At 69.1% G+C, this 16854-nt stretch carries 16 protein-coding genes; 10 read left to right on the top strand and 6 right to left on the bottom strand.

The genetic code is table 11. The features are described from left to right. The first annotated feature begins 93 nt into the window (after positions 1 to 93). From ACYVLQ_RS22065 to ACYVLQ_RS22090, 6 genes are all read left to right on the top strand, one after another. Positions 94 to 978 (top strand): LmeA family phospholipid-binding protein, encoded by an 885-nt coding sequence (locus tag ACYVLQ_RS22065; protein ID WP_460699402.1) that lies wholly within the window; start codon positions 94 to 96, stop codon positions 976 to 978. Continuing rightward, on the top strand, positions 975 to 1439 hold the full coding sequence (locus ACYVLQ_RS22070; protein WP_460699403.1) for a thioredoxin family protein: 465 nt from the start codon (positions 975 to 977) through the stop codon (positions 1437 to 1439). Before ACYVLQ_RS22065 ends, ACYVLQ_RS22070 begins: the two co-directional genes overlap by 4 nt. 310 nt (positions 1440 to 1749) lie before the next feature. Then, positions 1750 to 2256 (top strand): DUF4395 domain-containing protein, encoded by a 507-nt coding sequence (locus tag ACYVLQ_RS22075; protein ID WP_460699404.1) that lies wholly within the window; start codon positions 1750 to 1752, stop codon positions 2254 to 2256. Positions 2257 to 2285: 29 nt separating this feature from the next. Next, positions 2286 to 3119, top strand: coding sequence for a sulfurtransferase (locus ACYVLQ_RS22080; RefSeq protein ID WP_460699405.1), 834 nt, complete (start codon positions 2286 to 2288; stop codon positions 3117 to 3119). 2 nt (positions 3120 to 3121) lie between these two features. Further along, positions 3122 to 3427, top strand: a complete 306-nt coding sequence (locus ACYVLQ_RS22085; RefSeq protein ID WP_280261214.1) for a DUF1416 domain-containing protein — start codon at positions 3122 to 3124, stop codon at positions 3425 to 3427. Between the two features lie 212 nt (positions 3428 to 3639). Next, a complete protein-coding gene (locus tag ACYVLQ_RS22090; RefSeq protein WP_460699406.1) occupies positions 3640 to 4374 on the top strand; it encodes a heme-binding beta-barrel domain-containing protein in 735 nt (244 codons plus the stop codon). 359 nt (positions 4375 to 4733) lie between these two features. Here the strand turns inward: ACYVLQ_RS22090 and cydC are convergent, their stop codons facing one another. The 5 genes from cydC to ACYVLQ_RS22115 all read right to left on the bottom strand — a co-directional run bounded on the left by cydC (position 4734) and on the right by ACYVLQ_RS22115 (position 12052). Further along, entirely contained in the window at positions 4734 to 6518 is a 1785-nt protein-coding gene (gene cydC, locus ACYVLQ_RS22095) for a thiol reductant ABC exporter subunit CydC (RefSeq protein WP_460699407.1), read from the bottom strand. After that, entirely contained in the window at positions 6515 to 8461 is a 1947-nt protein-coding gene (locus ACYVLQ_RS22100; protein WP_460699408.1) for an ABC transporter ATP-binding protein/permease, read from the bottom strand. Before ACYVLQ_RS22100 ends, cydC begins: the two co-directional genes overlap by 4 nt. 3 nt (positions 8462 to 8464) lie before the next feature. Next, entirely contained in the window at positions 8465 to 9535 is a 1071-nt protein-coding gene (gene cydB, locus ACYVLQ_RS22105; protein ID WP_460699409.1) for a cytochrome d ubiquinol oxidase subunit II, read from the bottom strand. Positions 9536 to 9544: 9 nt separating this feature from the next. After that, positions 9545 to 11008, bottom strand: coding sequence for a cytochrome ubiquinol oxidase subunit I (locus tag ACYVLQ_RS22110; protein ID WP_460699410.1), 1464 nt, complete (start codon positions 11006 to 11008; stop codon positions 9545 to 9547). Between the two features lie 126 nt (positions 11009 to 11134). Further along, positions 11135 to 12052, bottom strand: a complete 918-nt coding sequence (locus ACYVLQ_RS22115; protein ID WP_460699411.1) for an aminodeoxychorismate lyase — start codon at positions 12050 to 12052, stop codon at positions 11135 to 11137. A 168-nt stretch (positions 12053 to 12220) separates the two neighbouring features. On the opposite strand from ACYVLQ_RS22115, the gene ygfZ reads away from it, so the two are divergent. The 4 genes from ygfZ (at position 12221) to ACYVLQ_RS22135 (ending at position 15509) form a co-directional block, all read left to right on the top strand. Then, positions 12221 to 13336 carry a CAF17-like 4Fe-4S cluster assembly/insertion protein YgfZ gene (gene ygfZ, locus ACYVLQ_RS22120; protein ID WP_460699412.1) on the top strand — a complete coding sequence of 372 codons (1116 nt, stop codon included), beginning with the start codon at positions 12221 to 12223 and terminating at the stop codon, positions 13334 to 13336. Continuing rightward, positions 13333 to 14049 (top strand): MOSC domain-containing protein, encoded by a 717-nt coding sequence (locus ACYVLQ_RS22125; protein ID WP_460699413.1) that lies wholly within the window; start codon positions 13333 to 13335, stop codon positions 14047 to 14049. The genes ygfZ and ACYVLQ_RS22125 overlap by 4 nt, the downstream gene beginning before the upstream one ends. Before the next feature lie 106 nt (positions 14050 to 14155). Further along, the gene (locus ACYVLQ_RS22130) at positions 14156 to 15118 is read left to right on the top strand and encodes an asparaginase (RefSeq protein ID WP_460699414.1); all 963 of its coding nucleotides are present in this window, start codon (positions 14156 to 14158) and stop codon (positions 15116 to 15118) included. A 175-nt stretch (positions 15119 to 15293) separates the two neighbouring features. Then, the gene (locus tag ACYVLQ_RS22135) at positions 15294 to 15509 is read left to right on the top strand and encodes a DUF3073 domain-containing protein (RefSeq protein ID WP_280265583.1); all 216 of its coding nucleotides are present in this window, start codon (positions 15294 to 15296) and stop codon (positions 15507 to 15509) included. Positions 15510 to 15707: 198 nt separating this feature from the next. Here the strand turns inward: ACYVLQ_RS22135 and purM are convergent, their stop codons facing one another. Next, positions 15708 to 16808: a phosphoribosylformylglycinamidine cyclo-ligase gene (gene purM / locus ACYVLQ_RS22140; RefSeq protein WP_460699415.1), complete on the bottom strand. Its 1101-nt coding sequence runs from the start codon at positions 16806 to 16808 to the stop codon at positions 15708 to 15710. Between the last annotated feature and the right edge of the window lie 46 nt (positions 16809 to 16854).

Consider the following 16854-nt stretch of genomic DNA (forward strand, 5'->3'; position numbering starts at 1 on the left):
TGAGCGCCTGACCCGACCCGCCCGACGGCGAGCCCGTCAGGCGCACGCAGCACCTTGACATCATGACCTGCGAAAATAGGTTTAGGTAGCAACATGGGCGAGGAATTCTCCACGCACTCCGCGATCGGCGAAAGGTCGTGGCGCGGTGGGGCCGCGCGCAAGGTCGTCATCGGTGTGCTGCTCGTGGTCGCGCTCGCGGTGGTCGTCGACTTCACCGCCGCGGCGTATTCCGAGTACCGCGTCTCGCGATCGCTGCGCGCGGGCGGCGACCTGCGGGCCGATCCCGAGGTGACCATTCACGGCTTCCCCTACCTGGCCCAGGCGCTGCGCGGCGAATATCGCAATGTCGTTATCCGGGCGCGCGCCGATCGGCCCGACATCCCCGGTGAGATCATGGTGGAGACCACGCTCAACGGGGTGCACCTGCCGATGGGCGACCTGATCGACGGGAATATGCGGTCGGTACCGGTGGATCGGGTGGCCGGGCGCATGCGCATCGAACCGGTCGAACTGGGCCGCCTGTTCAACATCCCCGACCTGCAGCTGACCGGGCCCCCCGCGGACAAGTCCGACGGCACCGGCGGCTCCGGCGGCACGGGGTCGACCACGCAGGGCGCCTATATCCTCACCGGCACCATCCCCGTCGGCGCCGATTCGACCGCCAGCGACAGCACCACCACCGATTCCGACAAGGTCAGCGTCGCGGTCAAGGTCAATCTGCTGCTCGACGGCGACCAGGTCCGCATCATCGCCACCGACCTGTACCGCGACAAGAGCGACACCACCATCAGCACCACGACGACCCGAGCCGACCTGGACAAGGTCGCGGTGCTGGCTCGGTTCACCCGCACCATCGACACCAGGGACCTGCCCTTCGGCGTGCATCCGACGAAGGTCGAGGCCCTCGGCGGCAACATCATCGTCGAAGGCGAGGGCGAGAACATGACGATCGATATGGACAGGTTTGCCCGCCCATGACCGAGATCACGATCCTGGTGCTGGTGCTGGCGGCCGCGCTCGCCGTGGGACTGCTGCTGCGCCACCGGTCCGGCCGCGTGCGCGCCGCCGCGGCCGAACCGGTCGACACCGACACCGACACCGACACCACGGTGGCCCGCGACCGACTGCTGGCGGCCGTCGGCGTCACCGGTTCGGCGCCCGCGGTGCTGCATTTCTCCGCCGACTGGTGTGGCCCGTGCGAGGCCGTGCGCCGGGTCGTCGCGGGAGTCGTCGCCGATCTCTCCGACGCACCGCAACCGCCGCTGGACATCGAGGTCGATATCGACGACCAACCCGCGCTGGCCAGGGAACTGAACGTGCTGTCGCTGCCGACCACCTTCATCTTCGACGCCCGCGGCCGCGAGCAATTCCGCATCTCCGGCGTCCCGAAGGCGACCGACTTGCACAGCGCCATCACCCCGCTGACAGCGGCGGCCTGACGCTCCCGGAGGTGTGTTCACGCATGCCCGACGCCGCTCAGTGACTCGAGTTACGAACCCCGGGTCCAATTCCCCGGCCGAATTGGGTAAACTGCTACTCGTGCAAACCCGCCGAGAGCTGATGCTCACCCGACGCCGCACAGTAGATCTGTGCCGCCTCGGCGGTTGTTGCTGCCTCTGCATGTAGCCGGTCGGCCTTTCGTTCCCCTTCTGACGCCGACCGGTTCCCACCGCGTGAGTGATCTCCCGATCCCCCGGTGATCTGACACATCCCTGACAGATAAACCCGTGCAGCGCAGGAGTTTCTCCGATGTCCCACAACAGTCCTACCCCCGACAGCCTGACCGGGCAGACACCGACGGGCCGCGTGGACGTCCGCGGCCCGCGCTTCGCCGCCTGGATCACCACTGGCGTCCTCGTGCTCGTGCTGGTCGCTTCGGCCTTCTCCGCTCCCCTCGCCGCCGTGCTGATCGCGCTGCAGGCGGTGGTCTTCGGCCTCGGCGCGTACTACGGCCCGCGCCGCAGCCCGTACGGCTGGGTGTACGCGAGGTTCGTCGCCCCCCGAATCGGCCCCGCACCGGAGACCGAGCCCGTGCCGCCGCTGCGCTTCGCGCAACTGGTCGGCGGCGTGTTCGCGGTGCTGAGCTTCGTCGGCTTCGTCGCCGGCAGTACCGTCGTCGGCGCGATCTTCGCCGGCTTCGCGCTGTTCGCAGCGTTTCTGAACGCGGCCTTCGGCATTTGCCTGGGTTGCCTGCTGTATCCGTTCGCCCAGCGGCTGATCCCCAAGTCGGCCGCACCGACCAACTCCCCCTCCTAGCCCGGCAAAGTAACACCGAAAGGAACAACATGGCTCGCTCCGATGTCCTGGTCTCCGCAGACTGGGTCGAAGAGAACCTCAACGCCCCCGGCGTGGTCGTCGTCGAGGTCGACGAGGACACCTCCGCCTACGACACGGGCCACATCGAAGGCGCCGTGAAGCTCGACTGGAAGTCTGACCTGCAGGATCCGGTTCGGCGTGACTTCGTCAACCGGGAGCAGTTCTCCGACCTGCTGTCGGCGCGCGGTATCGGCAACGACGACACCGTGGTTCTCTACGGCGGCAACAACAACTGGTTCGCCGCGTACGCGTATTGGTACTTCCGGCTGTACGGCCACCAGAACGTCAAGCTGCTCGACGGCGGCCGCAAGAAGTGGGAGCTCGACGGCCGCCCGCTGTCGCGCGATGCGGTGAGCCGCCCGGCCACCTCCTACAAGGCGGGCGAGCAGGACCTGTCGATCCGGGCCTTCCGCGACGACGCCATCGCCGCCATCGGCACCAAGAACCTGGTCGACGTGCGCTCGCCCGACGAGTTCTCCGGCAAGATCCTGGCCCCGGCCCACCTGCCGCAGGAGCAGTCGCAGCGTCCGGGCCACATCCCCGGCGCCATCAACGTCCCGTGGTCCAAGGCCGCGAACGAGGACGGCACCTTCAAGTCCGACGAGGAACTGGCCGCCCTGTACAAGGAGGCGGGCCTCGACGGCGAGAAGGAGACCATCGCCTACTGCCGCATCGGCGAGCGCTCCTCGCACACCTGGTTCGTGCTGCAGGAGCTGCTCGGCCACAAGAACGTCAAGAACTACGACGGGAGCTGGACCGAGTACGGCTCCCTCGTCGGTGCACCGATCGAGTTGGGAGCTTAAATATGTGCGCAGCACCTACCCAGGGCCAGGCCCTACCGGCCAATGTCGACACCGAGAAGGAGACCGTCCTGACCGGTCGCGTTCTCGACGCCGACGGCAACCCCGTCGGTGGCGCGTTCGTGCGGCTGCTGGACTCCAGCGACGAGTTCACCGCCGAGGTCGTCGCCTCGGGCACCGGTGACTTCCGGTTCTTCGCGGCGCCGGGCGACTGGACCATCCGCGCGCTGTCCTCGGCGGGCAACGGCTCGGCGGCCGTGCAGCCGCAGGGCGCGGGCATCCACACCGTGGACGTCGCGGTGGCGAAGTAGCCAGACCACCCGTCATTCCGGCGGACGCCGGGACCCACGGCGACACGGCCCCGGGAGTCGAATACTCGATTCCCGGGGCCGTTTTCGTCTCGGTCCCCACGGGTCGATAGACTTCGAAACGTGGTCCTTGCCTTCGAGATTCTGCTTGTTCTCGTCTCCGTGCTGATCGCCTGGTTCGGTCTGTACGTCCTCTACCGGCTGTTCACCGAGTCGTGACAGAGTCGGCGCACGAGAACGTCGACAAACAAACCGCGAACGGGGCGCCCGAGACGCCGGTCGGTCGCAAAGGCGGTGACGCCCGCCGGGGCGGCGCCGCCGATGACGCGCGCCGCAGCGGCGATCAGGCCGTCACCGACGCCGCCGAGCGGGCGAAGTCCACGGGTGCCCGCAATATCGAGCAGTTACCCGGACTGCCGCTGCCCGAGGACACCGCCAATCTGCGGCAGGGCCCCGATCTGAGTTCCTCCATGCTGGCGCTGCTGCCGCTGGTGGGCGTCTGGCGCGGCGAGGGCGAGGGCAATGATCCCGAGCGCGGCGACTACCACTTCGGCCAGCAGATCATCGTCTCCCACGACGGCGGCGACTATCTGGCCTGGGAGTCGCGCTCCTGGGTGATCGACTCCGACGGCAAGTACGTGGGCCCCGATCTGCGCGAGAGCGGTTTCTGGCGGGTCGGCATCGATGGCGACGACGAGGTCATCGAGCTGCTGCTCACGCACAGCTCGGGTGTCGTGGAGCTGTTCTACGGCCAGGCCCTCACGCAGTCGTCCTGGGAGCTGGCGACCGACGTGGTGATCCGCAGCCAGTCCGGTGCGGTCGTCGGCGGCGCCAAGCGCCTGTACGGCATCGTCGACAGTGGCGACCTGGGCTACGTGGAGGAGCGAGTGAAGGCGGACGGCGCCCTCGAACCCCGCCTGTCGGCCCGGTTGCAGCGCTACATCGGCTGAGTCCCAGCCCCCTGAAAAGGAACGACCCCCGAGCCTTACCGCGGAGGTGTGAACCTCTCGCGGTCCCGGTCGGACAAACCGGGGACTCGGGGGCCGGGTGGCTGCCTTGGATTCAGCTCGGCACTCGCGCGAACGAGAATCCGTTTGCAGCGGTGGCGCCTAGCTCGCAGCCACCTCACGTGTCCTATGAATGTCCATTCTTCGAACCACCTCCTTTCCCGTGTACCGATCAATCTAGTGGGCGGTCCGACGGTCGGCAACGGATTTTCGCGGGCGGCAGAACAGCAGGTCAGAGGGAATTTCCCAGACCCGTGTGGAGTTCGCGACACACCGCCGGATTCGACCGCCGAGCCGAAAGGTCATGCGGCCGAGGACCGCACCGCCACCCGGCCCTCGGAATCGACCTCGACCACGGTGTCGGCGTGATGGTCCGGCGGGAGCTGGTGGGTCACGACCACGACGGTGCGGTCCGGCGCCACGAGCCCGCTGTGCTCATCCAGAAGGGCACGCAGTAGATCGGCTCCCGATTCCGCTTCCATGTGCTCGGTGGGCTCGTCCAGCAGGAGTATGCGGGCCGGAGAGAGCAGCGCGCGAGCGAGCAGGATGCGGCGGCGTTGTCCCCCCGAGACCGCGGTCGCGCCGCCCACCAGTTCGGTGTGCAGGCCGTCCGGCAGGCTGTCCAGCCACGGGCCCGATCCCACCGTGCGCAGGGCTGTTTCGGCCTCCGGCTCGGTGAGGTCGCCGCGGGCCACGCGCAGGTTCTCCAGCACGGTGGTGCCGAAGATGTGCGCGTCCTCGGCGAAGAAGGTGATGCCGGGCCGCGGGGTGTCGAACAGGCCCGCCCACCGCATCAGCAGCGTGGTCTTACCGCCACCGCTGGGACCCGTGACCGCGATGCGCCGCCCCGCGGGCAGCTCGGGATACGTATTCGGATCCGGCACATCCCCTGGATCGGCCCGCGACCGCCGGGCGCTGTCCGGACGCCCCCGCCTGAACCGTTGCTGCCGCGACCGGGCGTTCCTCACCTGCTCGACCTCGGTGATCCGGCGCAAGGCGGCACGACCGTTACTCAGCGCCTGCACCGCGGCAGGTAGTACGGCGACCGCCTCGAACGCCGAAAGGGGCAGCAGCACAAGCACACTCAGCGCCATCGGGGTGATGCCGCCGGGCGGGGCGGGCTGCAACGGGCCGGACGGGGCGCCGGTTCCGCTGCCGTACAGCAGGATTCCGATGAGCAGCGCGCCGAGGACGCTGACACCGATCGACAGCGGTGTCGCGGCCGCGGCCCAGGCGCTGTGCGAGGCGGCGCGATCCTCCGCCGCGACGGCCCGCTGCCCGGCGCGGCCCGCGTCGGCGAGCGCGCCGCCGAGACGTCCGGCCACCCGCAGTTCGGGGGCGTGATCGAGCACCGTCACCGCGGCGGCGGTGAACTCCCGGCGGTCGTCCCGCACCGCCTGCTCGGCCTCCCGCGCCGCCCGCGCGGACAGCCAGGGCGCGAAGATCCCGGCGACGGCCAGCGCCAGCGCCAGCACGGCGGCGGCGGGGAGTGAAATGGTGGCCAGCAGCCCCACCGCGGCGACCGAAAGCACCACCGCCACGGCGATCGGTACGACAGCCCGCACCACCACAGCACCGAGATCATCGATGTCGCTGCCTATTCGAGTCAGCAGGTCACCGCGCCGCAGCAGCGCCGGGTCCGTCTCGTGAACGGACTTACCTGCCGAGCTGGTGGTGAGGTTGGTGCGATTCGGGCGTGGCAGGGCGATCCAGAGCGTCGCATCCGTCGAGCCGGGGGCGTGATCGCGGAGCCGCGGAGTCAAGATATCGGCCCGGGCCAGCGCCGAGTACACGGTCGTCCGCGCGGCGGTCATGGCTCGCAGCGCCACATCGTGGGTGGCCAGTCGCTCCAGGTACCGGCACAGTCCGCGCGAGATGCCCAGTGCCCGAACCGCGACCACCGCCACGCTCAGATCCAGCACCGGCGGCATCTGCCAGGCCCGCGCGATCAACCACGCCGCCAGCGCCGCCAGTCCCAGCCCGCTCCCCAGCGCCAGCGTCCCCCACCCCACCGATACCGCGATCCGCCACCGCGACAGCTCCAGTAGCTCCCGCACCCGCCGACAGTCGTCCAGCGCCTCCCTCATCGCACCACCTCTCGGATGCCCTCGGCGCGCTTCGCATCGGCTCCGTCGTGACGCGGAGCCTCGAGGTCGGCGACACCGAGGTCGGAGTTGTTGCCCCCGCGCCGATCCGGCGCCATGCCCGCATCGGTGGCACCGGCGCGGACTTCGACGACGTGGTCGGCCACGGCGAGGACGGTGGGGCGGTGGGCCACCACGACCACCGTCGCACCGGCGCGGGCCCGGGCGGTCAGGGCGGCGAGGACGGTGGCCTCGGCGGCATCGTCGAGGTGGGCGGTGGGCTCGTCGAGAAGCAGCACGGGGCGATCGGCGGCGAGCACACGGGTGAGGGCCAGTCGCTGGCGCTGTCCCAGCGAGAGTCCTACGCCGCCCGTGCCGACGACGGTGTCCCAGCCGTCTGCCAACTCGTCCAGCACGGCGTCGAAACCGGTTGCGGCACAGGCGACCTCCAGGCCGCTGACCACTCGCGCGGGGCCGGTCGCGGGAGTCTCCGGGCGTGCCCCGAACAGTTCCAGGTTCTCGCGCAGCGTGCCGGGCAGCAGTACGGGCCGCTGCGGCAACCAGGCCACCCTGGCCCACCAGCATTCGGAGTCCAGCTCGGGCACCGGAACACCATCCACGGTCACCTCGCCGCGATCAGGCGCTACGAGCCCCAGGATTGCTTGCAGGGCAGTGGACTTGCCGCAGCCGTTGGGCCCGGCGATAACGTTGACGAACCCCGGACGCAGCACCGCCGAAAGATCATCGGGTGCGTTGCCGTCGCGGCCGCGCACGGTCAGGTCGCGAAACTCGATGACCCCCTGAGCTTCTCCGATATCGCGACGCCTCGCGCGGGCCGGACTCGGGTCGCTCGCAGATCTCAACGGCTCACCCGCGGGCTCCAAGACAGCGAAAGCCCTTGCGGCGGCGGCCATTCCGTCCTGTGCGGCATGGAATCGCTCGCCTACCGCCCGCAGCGGCAGATACACCTCGGGTGCCAGAATCAGCCCCAGCATGCCCGCGTACAACCCCATGTCGCCGAATACCAACCGCATACCGATCGACACCGCCACCAGCGCGACACACAGCGTCGCCAGCAGCTCCAGCACCATCGACGACAGGAACGCCACCCGCAGCGCCGACATCGTCCGAGCATGTAGCGACTCCCCCAGTGCCCGCACCCGGTCCCGCTGAGTCCATTGCGCGGCCGGTACGCGCGCCTGGTCGGCCAGGCCGCCCGGCGGCTTCTGCTTGCCGTCCTCTCCAGGGTCCTGCTCGGGCGGAGACGCCGAATTGCCCGTGGCCGTTCCCGATTCGCGCCCCAGGGCACGAAGCGTCGGCATGCCCGCGAACAGGTCCAGTAGTTGATCGGACAGCCGCGTGGTGGCGGCCAGGGTGTCGGCGGCCCGCCCCTGCGTCATCAGGCCGATGAGAATCATGAAGATCGGGATCAGCGGCAGCGTCACCAGGATGATCGCCCCCGCGGTGAGGTCGTGGGCGGCGATGACCGCCAGCACGATCGGCGGCACCAGCACCGCCAGCAGCAGGGCCGGGAGGTATCCGGCCAGATAGGCCCGCAGCCCGCTCAATCCGCTGCCGACGACCACCGCCAGTTCCGTTCGGCGCACATCCAATTCGCGCGGCGGCAGGTCAGCCCCGGCGGCCAGCACCGCCTGTTCCAGCTCCGAGACCACCCGCGCGCCCGCCCGATGCGCCAGGCGCGACTGCCACCAGGTCGCCGCGGCCCGGCAGCCGACCGCGACCGCGAACACCGCCAGCTCGACCGTCCACGCGCCGAGCGTCCGGCGCCCCGGATCGGTGATCACCCCCGCGAGGACCCGCGCCAGCGTCAGCGCCGCCACCACGATGCAACCGGTGATCACCAACGAAAGCAGAACGCTGACAACGAGATACGGGCGCGCCGAGCGGGCATACCGCCACAGGCGCGGGTCCACGGGTCGAGCCACGACTCAGCTCCTCGGCGCGCCTACGGTCCGGCCCTCGAACGGCAGACCGATCGACGGGGGAATCTGATCGGTGGTGAGCCGCTTGCGGAACACCCAGTACGTCCAGCCCTGATAGATCAGCACCATCGGCGTCAGGATGACCGCGCACCAGCTCATGATCTTCAGCGTGTAGTGCGTGGACGAGGCGTTGTCGATGGTGAGGTTGTAGGCCGCATCGATGCTCGACGGCAGCACATTCGGATACAGCGAGCCGAACAGCAGTACCACCGCGCCGACGATGGTCAGCGCGGTGCCGAAGAAGGCCCAGCCGTCGGCCTTGGTCCCGTGCTCCTTACCGTCGCCCAGATACAGCGCGGCACCGGCCAGCACCAGTCCGACCACCGCCAGCGCCACCATCGCCCAGGTCCAGCCCTTGCCGTGCGCGAACTGGGTCCACAGGCCGAACGCCGCGACGGCGACCGTGGTCGGAATCCACAGCAGCCGTTCGAGTTTCACGGCGTCGGTGCGGATGTCGCCGCTGGTCTTGAGGCTCACGAACACCGTGCCGTGCAGCAGGAACAGCAGCAGCGTGGTCAGGCCGCCCAGCAGGCCGTAGCCGGTGATCATGCCCCACAGCCCGCCCTCGATCCGCTTGTCGGCGTTGAGCTGCACCCCGTGCACGATATCGGCGAACGCCAGACCCCACGCGAAAGCCGGTATCCACGAACCCAATCCGATGCCGATATCGGCCCAGAACCGCCACTTCGGATCGTTGATCTTGCCGCGCCATTCGATGGCGCAGGCCCGGGTGATCAGGCCGACCAGGATCAGGAACAGCGCCAGGTAGAACCCGGAGAACAGGCTCGCGTACCACTCAGGGAACGCCGCGAACATCGCGCCGCCCCCGACCAGCAGCCACACCTCGTTGCCGTCCCAGACCGGGCCGATCGTGTTGAGCAGCACGCGCTTTCGGGTCTCGTCGCCCCTGCCGAGGATCGGCATCAGCATGCCGACCCCGAAGTCGAAGCCCTCCAGCACGAAGTAGCCGGTGAACAGCACGCCGATCAGCAAGAACCAGAATTCGGGCAGACTCATCATCGGCTCCTAGTAGGCGAAGGACAGCTTTTCGACGGGTTCGGCGGCACCGGCGCCCTCGGCCGGTGCCGTCACGTGTTCCTCGGGTCCCGCGACCACATAGCGCCGCATCAGATAGAACCAGGCCACCGCGAGCATGCCGTAGATCAGCGTGAACCCGATGAGAGTGAACAGCACCATGGCCGCCGAGTTCCCGGACACCCCGTCCTGCACGATCATTCGCAGATTCAGGTCACCCGTCGGGTTGGGCGCGACCACCCAGGGCTGGCGGCCCATTTCGGTGAACACCCATCCGGAGCTGTTGGCCAGGAACGGAGTCGGGATGGCGATCAGGCTGAGCCAGGAGAACCAGCGCTGGTTGGGCACTCGGCCGCGCCGGGTCACCCAGAATCCGACGAGCGCGATGGCCGCCGAGCCGATCACCCACCCGATCATGGCGCGGAACGACCAGTAGGTGACGAACAGGTTGGGCCGATAGTCGCCGGGGCCGTACTTCTCGTTGTAGCTGGCCTGCAGATCCTTGACGCCGTCCAGCGTCACGTCGCTGAACTTTCCCTCGGCCAGGAACGGCAGCACGCCCGGCACCTCGATGAGGTGCGTAACGCTGTCGCAGTTGTTGTGGGTACCGACGGTGAGGACGGAGAAATCGGGATCGGTCTCGGTGTGGCACAACGATTCCGCCGACGCCATCTTCATCGGCTGCTGCTTGAACATCAGCTTGCCCTGGGCATCCCCGGTGATCACCAGCGCCACGCCCGCGACGACGATCACCCACATACCCACCAGACCGGCGGGCCGCCACAGGTAGCGCGCCTCGGCCATCTTGTGCTCGTCGCCGGAGCGGGCGTTGCGCACCATCCACCATCCGGCGATACCGGCCATGAACGTGCCCGCGGTGATGAAGGCCCCGGCCACCACGTGCGGGAACGCCGCCAGCGTGGTGTTGTTGGTGAGCACCGCCATGATGCTGTTCAGCTCGGCGCGACCGGTTTCGGGGTTGTAGCGCGCGCCGACCGGGTGCTGCATGAACGAGTTGGCGGCGACGATGAAGTACGCCGAGGCGTTGACGCCGATCGCGACCATCCAGATCGTCGCCAGGTGCACCCATTTCGGCAGCCGCGTCCAGCCGAAGATCCACAGGCCGAGGAACGTCGACTCCATGAAGAAGGCGACCAGCCCCTCCAAAGCCAGTGGCGCACCGAAGATGTCGCCGACGAAGCGGGAGTACTCGCTCCAGTTCATCCCGAACTGGAACTCCTGCACGATGCCGGTGGCGACGCCGAGGGCGAAGTTGATCAGGAACAACTTGCCGAAGAATTTCGTCAGCCGATACCAGCGGTCCTTGCCGGTGACGACCCATGCCGTCTGCAATCCGGCGACCAGCGGCGCCAGCCCGATGGTGAGCGGCACGAAGATGAAGTGATAGACGGTGGTGATTCCGAACTGCCACCGCGATACGTCGACTACATCCATGACCGCACCTCCTCCTGCCGTACTACGACATGTCGTAGTAAAGGCTACGCCGAGGAACCCACGGATCAATGAGTTCTACGCCACGACACTCCGGGAGATTTGGCTGCGCGATAACAGCTGCTTTCCTTACCCCCAGTCGGCTACATTCCACGACCGGGCGACGCCCCGATCCACCATCTCCGCGATCTCCGGCGCGCAGTCCGGCGGCGACATCCGCAGGCCGTCCAGCGTGGCCACGCGCGCGGCCAGCGTGACGCTCCCCAGTAGCCAGATGCTGTCCGCGGTAATGAGATCGGCGGTGAAGAAGGATTCGTAGCGGCAGTCCCACCCGGCCTTCTCCGCCTCGGCATACAGCGCCCGCTGCGTGATACCCGGCAGCACGCCGTTGCGGGCGGGCGGCGTGATGAGCTGTTTGTCGCGCTGGATGACCACGGTCGACCGCGGCCCCTCCAACACTCGGTGCTCGGTGCTGGTGTAGATGACATCGTCGGCCTCCATGCGCGCGGCGAACCGCAGCGCCGCCATATTGGTGGCATACGACAGCGTCTTGGCGCCCATCAGCAGCCACGGCGCATTCGGCGCGAGATCGACGGAGATGCCGCGGGACAGGGTGATGACCGAGATGCCTTCCGCCCGGGCCTTGTTCACGCGCTCGGGCACCGGCACCACGAGGATGTAGGCGGTGGGCGACGCGGCCGGTCCGGACGGCTTGCGGGAGGCGGCGCGGGCGGTGGCTTCGACGCTGTCGCGGCCGCGGGTCAGGATCATCCGTAACTGGCCCTCGCGCTCGCTGCCCCACTCCTTGGCCGCGGTCTCCGCGGCGGTGCGCCACTGCCCCAGATCCGGCTCGGGCAGGTCCAGCGCCTCCGCCGAACGCCGCAGGCGCGCCAGATGCAGTTCGATCGCGCACGCTTTGCCGTCGCGTAGCAGCACCGTCTCGAAAATGCCGTCACCGCGCAGCGCACCGATGTCGTCCGCACAGAGCAACGGCTCGTCCGGATCCCGGACGGTGCCGTCTAGAGTCACCAGAACTCGATCCACCATGCGCAGCAGCCTAGGCGAACGGGCGGTTCCACGAGGGGGTACCGAACCTCCGGTAGGTAACCGTTCACCCAATCCTGAGATCAGATAGGTCCGACCGACCAGGTTGGTGATCGATGCCACCCGGCGCCGTTGCAGGCGGCGCGATTGTGCAGGGCATACAGTGGATGTGTGTCCGTGGTCCTTCCGCCCAGTCCGTTGTCGACAACTCCGGGCGCCGTCCCGGGCCCGCCGGAGTCGCCCGACGCCGCGGTGGCGTGGCATTACGGGGATCCGTTCGGAGAACAACGCGCGGCCGCTCAGGGCGCGGCGGTGGTGGACCGGTCCCACCGGTTCGTCCTCACCAGCACCGGCGCCGAACGGCTGACCTGGCTGCACACCATCTCCAGCCAGCACGTCGCCGAGCTGGGCGATCGCCGGTCGGCGGAGAACCTCGACCTGGATCTCAACGGCCGCGTCCTGCATCATTTCGTGCTCACCGATGTCGACGGCACGCTGTGGATCGATACCGAGGGTGAGCGCGGCCCGGGGCTGCTGGAATTTCTGCAGAAGATGGTGTTCTGGGCCGACGCCAAACCGGAGGCCGCGCCGGGGTACGCGGTGCTGAGCCTGCTCGGGCCGAAGGCGCAGGGGGTGGCCGACGCGCTCGAACTCGGACCGCTCCCCCCGACCTACGCCGCGATCTCCCTGCCCGAGGGCGGCTTCCTGCGCCGCATGCCGTGGCCGACGGAGGACTCCTTCGACCTGGTGATCCCGCGTGACAGCCTGACCGACTGGTGGGCGCGGCTGACCGGCGCGGGCGCGGAACCCGCCGGACTGTGGGCCTTCGAGGCGCTGCGGGTGGCGGCGCTGCGCCCGCGGATCGGCGTCGACACCGACGACCGGACCATCCCGCACGAGACCCGCTGGATCGGCGGGGTCGCCGAGCACGGCGCGGTACACCTCGACAAGGGCTGCTATCGAGGGCAGGAGACGGTGGCGCGGGTGCACAACCTGGGCAAGCCGCCACGCCATCTCGTGCTGCTGCACTTGGACGGATCGGCCGATTCGCGCCCGGCGAGCGGTGATCCGGTGACTGCCGGGGGTCGCTCGGTGGGGCGGCTCGGCACCATCGTCGACCACTACGAATTCGGGCCGATCGCGCTGGCTCTGGTCAAGCGCTCGATACCGGCGGACGCGCGGCTGGAGGCGGGCGAGATGGCCGCGTCCATCGACCCGGACTCGATGCCGTCCGACGACGAGCCGCAGGCGGGTCGGATGGCCGTCGAGCGGTTGCGCGGGCGATGAGCGACCTACCCGCGGTGGCCCCCGCCGGGCCGGCGCGCGCGGCGCCGTCGAGCCGGCCCGGGGCGACGGGGACCGTGCTGGCCGTCTGCGTCGTGCACGCCGAACTCGAGCTGTCGCCGAAGGTGAGCCGGGTGGGCCGCACGGCCATCGACAAGCGCCCGGTCGCGCACCGGGTGGCGGTGCGGCCGCTGGGGCTCGAGGGCGACCACGTGTGCGACACCCGCAATCACGGCGGCTCGCACCAGGCCGTCTACGCCTATGCCGAGGAAGACGCCCGCCGCTGGGGCGACGAACTGACTCGCACGCTGCCGGCGGGCTGGTTCGGCGAGAATCTGCGGATCTCGGGGCTGCCGGTGAGCGACGCGGTGCTCGGCGAGCGCTGGTCGGTCGGCGGCACCCTGCTCGAGGTGAGCGCGCCGCGGGTGCCCTGCGCGACCTTCCAGCACTGGTCCGGTGAGCGGTATTGGGTCAAGCGATTCACCCTCCGGTCGGACACCGGCGCATATCTGCGCGTGCTGTCCGAGGGAGCCGTCGGCGCGGACGACGAGGTCCGCGTCGAGTACGTCCCCGAGCACGGCGTGACGGTCCGCGACGTGTTCACCGGCGCCGACCCGGACCGACTGGACCTGCTGCTGGCGACCGAACCGACCATCTCCGAGGATGTGCGCATGCAGGTCGACCGCCACCGCCGCCGAACCACGAGCCGTTCATGAGGATGACCCCGTATTTCCGGCACGCTTCCGGCCGAAGTCCACAGCAGGATGAGACGGATCCCGGCCGAACCCACGCCGGGATGACGAGAATCGGCGAGGTGCGTTCATGAGCGTGGACTTGGTCGAGGTGGTCCGCTCCGGGTTCCGGGAATGCGTGCATCGCGGCTCGCTGGTGATCCTCGAGCCCGATGGGGAGCCGGTGGTCGCGCTCGGCGAGGTGCACCTACCGATCTTCCCGCGTTCGACCAACAAGCCGATGCAGGCGATCGCGCTGCTGCGCAACGGTTTCGAACCGATCGACGCCGCCGAGCTGGCCATCGCGACCGCCTCCCATTTCGGCGAGCCCGACCACGTGGCCCTGGTGCAGCGCCTGCTGGACCGCTTCGGCTTCGCGGAGAAGCAGCTCGAATGCCCGCCCGACCTGCCCGTCGACGAGGTGGCCCGGGCCGAGGCGCTGGCGGGCCGCGACCGCGCCGAGGCCGCCCGCCGGATCTATATGAACTGTTCGGGCAAACATGCCGCGATGCTGGCCACCTGCGCCATCAACGACTGGCCGACCGAGGGGTACCTGGACGCGGCGCATCCGCTGCAGCGGGCGGTGGCGGCCACCATCGCCGACATCACCGGCGAGCCCGAGACCGATCTGGGGATCGACGGCTGCGGCCTGCCGATCGTGCCGGTGTCGCTGGTGAATCTGGCGCGCGCGTACGGATCGTTCGCGACGGCCGCCCCGGGCACCCCGCAACGCCGGGTCGCCGACGCGATTCGCACCCATCCGCGAGTGATTTCGGGCACGGACGGGCCGGATCTGCTCACCATGCGGTCGACCCCCGGCCTGGTGTGCAAGATCGGCGCCGACGGGGTGCACGCGGGCGCGCTTCCGGACGGCCGCGCGTTCGCCTACAAGATCGATGACGGTCACGATCGCGCCCGGATCCCCCTGACGCAGGCAATTCTGCAGCGGATGGGCGCAGAGCGGACCGACGTGCACGCCACCCTCGCCGCGTCGGCGGTGCTCGGGGGCGGCGCCCGGGTGGGCATCATTCGGGCAATCCCCGGAGTGCTCTGACTGCGGCCCGGAAGACGCGACAACCCGGCAAACCCGGGCAGATCGGGAGTCTTCCCCCACTCCTGGAAGCGAGACCGCCGGACACACGCTAAAGTGTCTGTCAGGAAGAGTATTAATTCGAACGGGGCCGCCAAACCACCCCAGGCCGCCCCGCAGTGACGCGAGGGGGTCAGCCATGGGCCGTGGCCGGGCTAAGGCAAAGCAGACCAAGGTCGCACGCGAGCTGAAGTACAGCTCGCCGTCGACCGACTTCGCGAGCCTTCAGCGCGAGCTCTCGGGGGGACACTCCCGCGACTCGCAGCGGAGCGGCGTGCTTTCCGATGAGCACGACGCGGACGACTCGCTGCCGCGCTGGGAGGACGACGAGGACCACGACGACTGGCGCCGCTGATTCGGATCGACGTACGAAGGGGGAGGCCTGAGGGGCCTCCCCCTTCGTACGTCGCCACGGTTTCAGTGCCCGGTTGTCCGCGTCCCCGCGTCACCCGTTGAGGCTCGTCGGCTCGCCCCGCGAGCCGCAGGTTCGCCGCACACCGGATGTTCCCGACCTCCCCGGGTCGGGGACGTCGTGCGTGCCTGGGCAGTACACCTAGAACCGCGGGTGCTCCCCCACCAGCGACACCCGTTCACCGTCGCTCTCCTTGGCCTTCTTCACCGTTCCCAGCGTCCAGCACTCGATGTGCCGCGCGGTGAGCACCGCCAGCGCCCGCTCGGCGTCCTCCGGCGCGACGATCGCGACCATGCCGACGCCCATGTTGAAGGTCTTCTCCATCTCGACCCGTTCGACCCGTCCGCGCTGCGCGATCATCTTGAACACCGGCGCGGGATTCCAGGTGCCGCGGTCGATTTCGGCCACGAGGCCCGCGGGCAGCACCCGGGCCAGGTTGTTGGCGAGCCCGCCGCCGGTGACGTGCGAGAAGGTGCGCACGTCGGTCTCGGCGACCAGAGCCAGGCAGTCCTTGGCGTAGATCCGGGTCGGCTCGAGCAGTTCTTCGCCGAGGGTGCGGCCGAATTCCTCGACCTGTCCCGCCAGCGACATCCGGTCGATCTCGAGCAGGACGTGGCGGGCGAGACTGTAGCCGTTGGAGTGCAGGCCCGAGGAGCCCATCGCGATCACGACGTCGCCGGGGCGCACCCGGTCCGGCCCGAGCACGGCATCGGCCTCGACCACGCCGACGCCGGTGGCGGAGATGTCGTAGTCGTCGGCGCCCATCAGGCCCGGATGTTCGGCCGTCTCGCCGCCCAGCAGCGCACAGCCCGCCTTGACGCATCCCTCCGCGATACCGGACACGATCTGCGCCATCCGTTCCGGCACGACCTTGCCGACGGCGATGTAGTCCTGCAGGAACAGCGGTTCGGCGCCGCAGACCACCAGATCGTCGACGACCATGGCGACCAGGTCCAGACCCACGGTGTCGTGCTTGTCCATCGCCTGCGCGATCGCGATCTTGGTACCGACCCCGTCGGTGGAGGAGGCGAGCAGGGGCTCGCGATAGTCGCCCTTGAGCGCGAACAGTCCGGCGAAGCCGCCGAGTCCACCCTGCACCTCTGGCCTGGTGGCCTTCTTGGCCAGCGGCGCGTACAGCTCGACCGCGCGGTCACCGGCCTCGATGTCCACGCCGGCCGCGGCGTACGAAGCACCGGCGTCGCGGCCGTCCACACCGGCGCCAGTCGGGGTCTGCTCAGTCATTTTCGGGGAAAGCTCCAAACCGAATCGGCGGATAGATGCCTGATCA

The organism is Nocardia thraciensis, from assembly GCF_054782435.1.

Bases quoted from the DNA above. Each gene is read 5' to 3' on its own strand.
- ACYVLQ_RS22065 (WP_460699402.1), top strand. From the start codon at position 94: ATGGGCGAGGAATTCTCCACGCACTCCGCGATCGGCGAAAGGTCGTGG.
- ACYVLQ_RS22070 (WP_460699403.1), top strand. From the start codon at position 975: ATGACCGAGATCACGATCCTGGTGCTGGTGCTGGCGGCCGCGCTCGCC.
- ACYVLQ_RS22075 (WP_460699404.1), top strand. From the start codon at position 1,750: ATGTCCCACAACAGTCCTACCCCCGACAGCCTGACCGGGCAGACACCG.
- ACYVLQ_RS22080 (WP_460699405.1), top strand. From the start codon at position 2,286: ATGGCTCGCTCCGATGTCCTGGTCTCCGCAGACTGGGTCGAAGAGAAC.
- ACYVLQ_RS22085 (WP_280261214.1), top strand. From the start codon at position 3,122: ATGTGCGCAGCACCTACCCAGGGCCAGGCCCTACCGGCCAATGTCGAC.
- cydC (WP_460699407.1), bottom strand. From the start codon at position 6,518: ATGAGGGAGGCGCTGGACGACTGTCGGCGGGTGCGGGAGCTACTGGAG.
- cydB (WP_460699409.1), bottom strand. From the start codon at position 9,535: ATGAGTCTGCCCGAATTCTGGTTCTTGCTGATCGGCGTGCTGTTCACC.
- ACYVLQ_RS22110 (WP_460699410.1), bottom strand. From the start codon at position 11,008: ATGGATGTAGTCGACGTATCGCGGTGGCAGTTCGGAATCACCACCGTC.
- ACYVLQ_RS22115 (WP_460699411.1), bottom strand. From the start codon at position 12,052: ATGGTGGATCGAGTTCTGGTGACTCTAGACGGCACCGTCCGGGATCCG.
- ACYVLQ_RS22125 (WP_460699413.1), top strand. From the start codon at position 13,333: ATGAGCGACCTACCCGCGGTGGCCCCCGCCGGGCCGGCGCGCGCGGCG.
- ACYVLQ_RS22130 (WP_460699414.1), top strand. From the start codon at position 14,156: ATGAGCGTGGACTTGGTCGAGGTGGTCCGCTCCGGGTTCCGGGAATGC.
- ACYVLQ_RS22135 (WP_280265583.1), top strand. From the start codon at position 15,294: ATGGGCCGTGGCCGGGCTAAGGCAAAGCAGACCAAGGTCGCACGCGAG.
- purM (WP_460699415.1), bottom strand. From the start codon at position 16,808: ATGACTGAGCAGACCCCGACTGGCGCCGGTGTGGACGGCCGCGACGCC.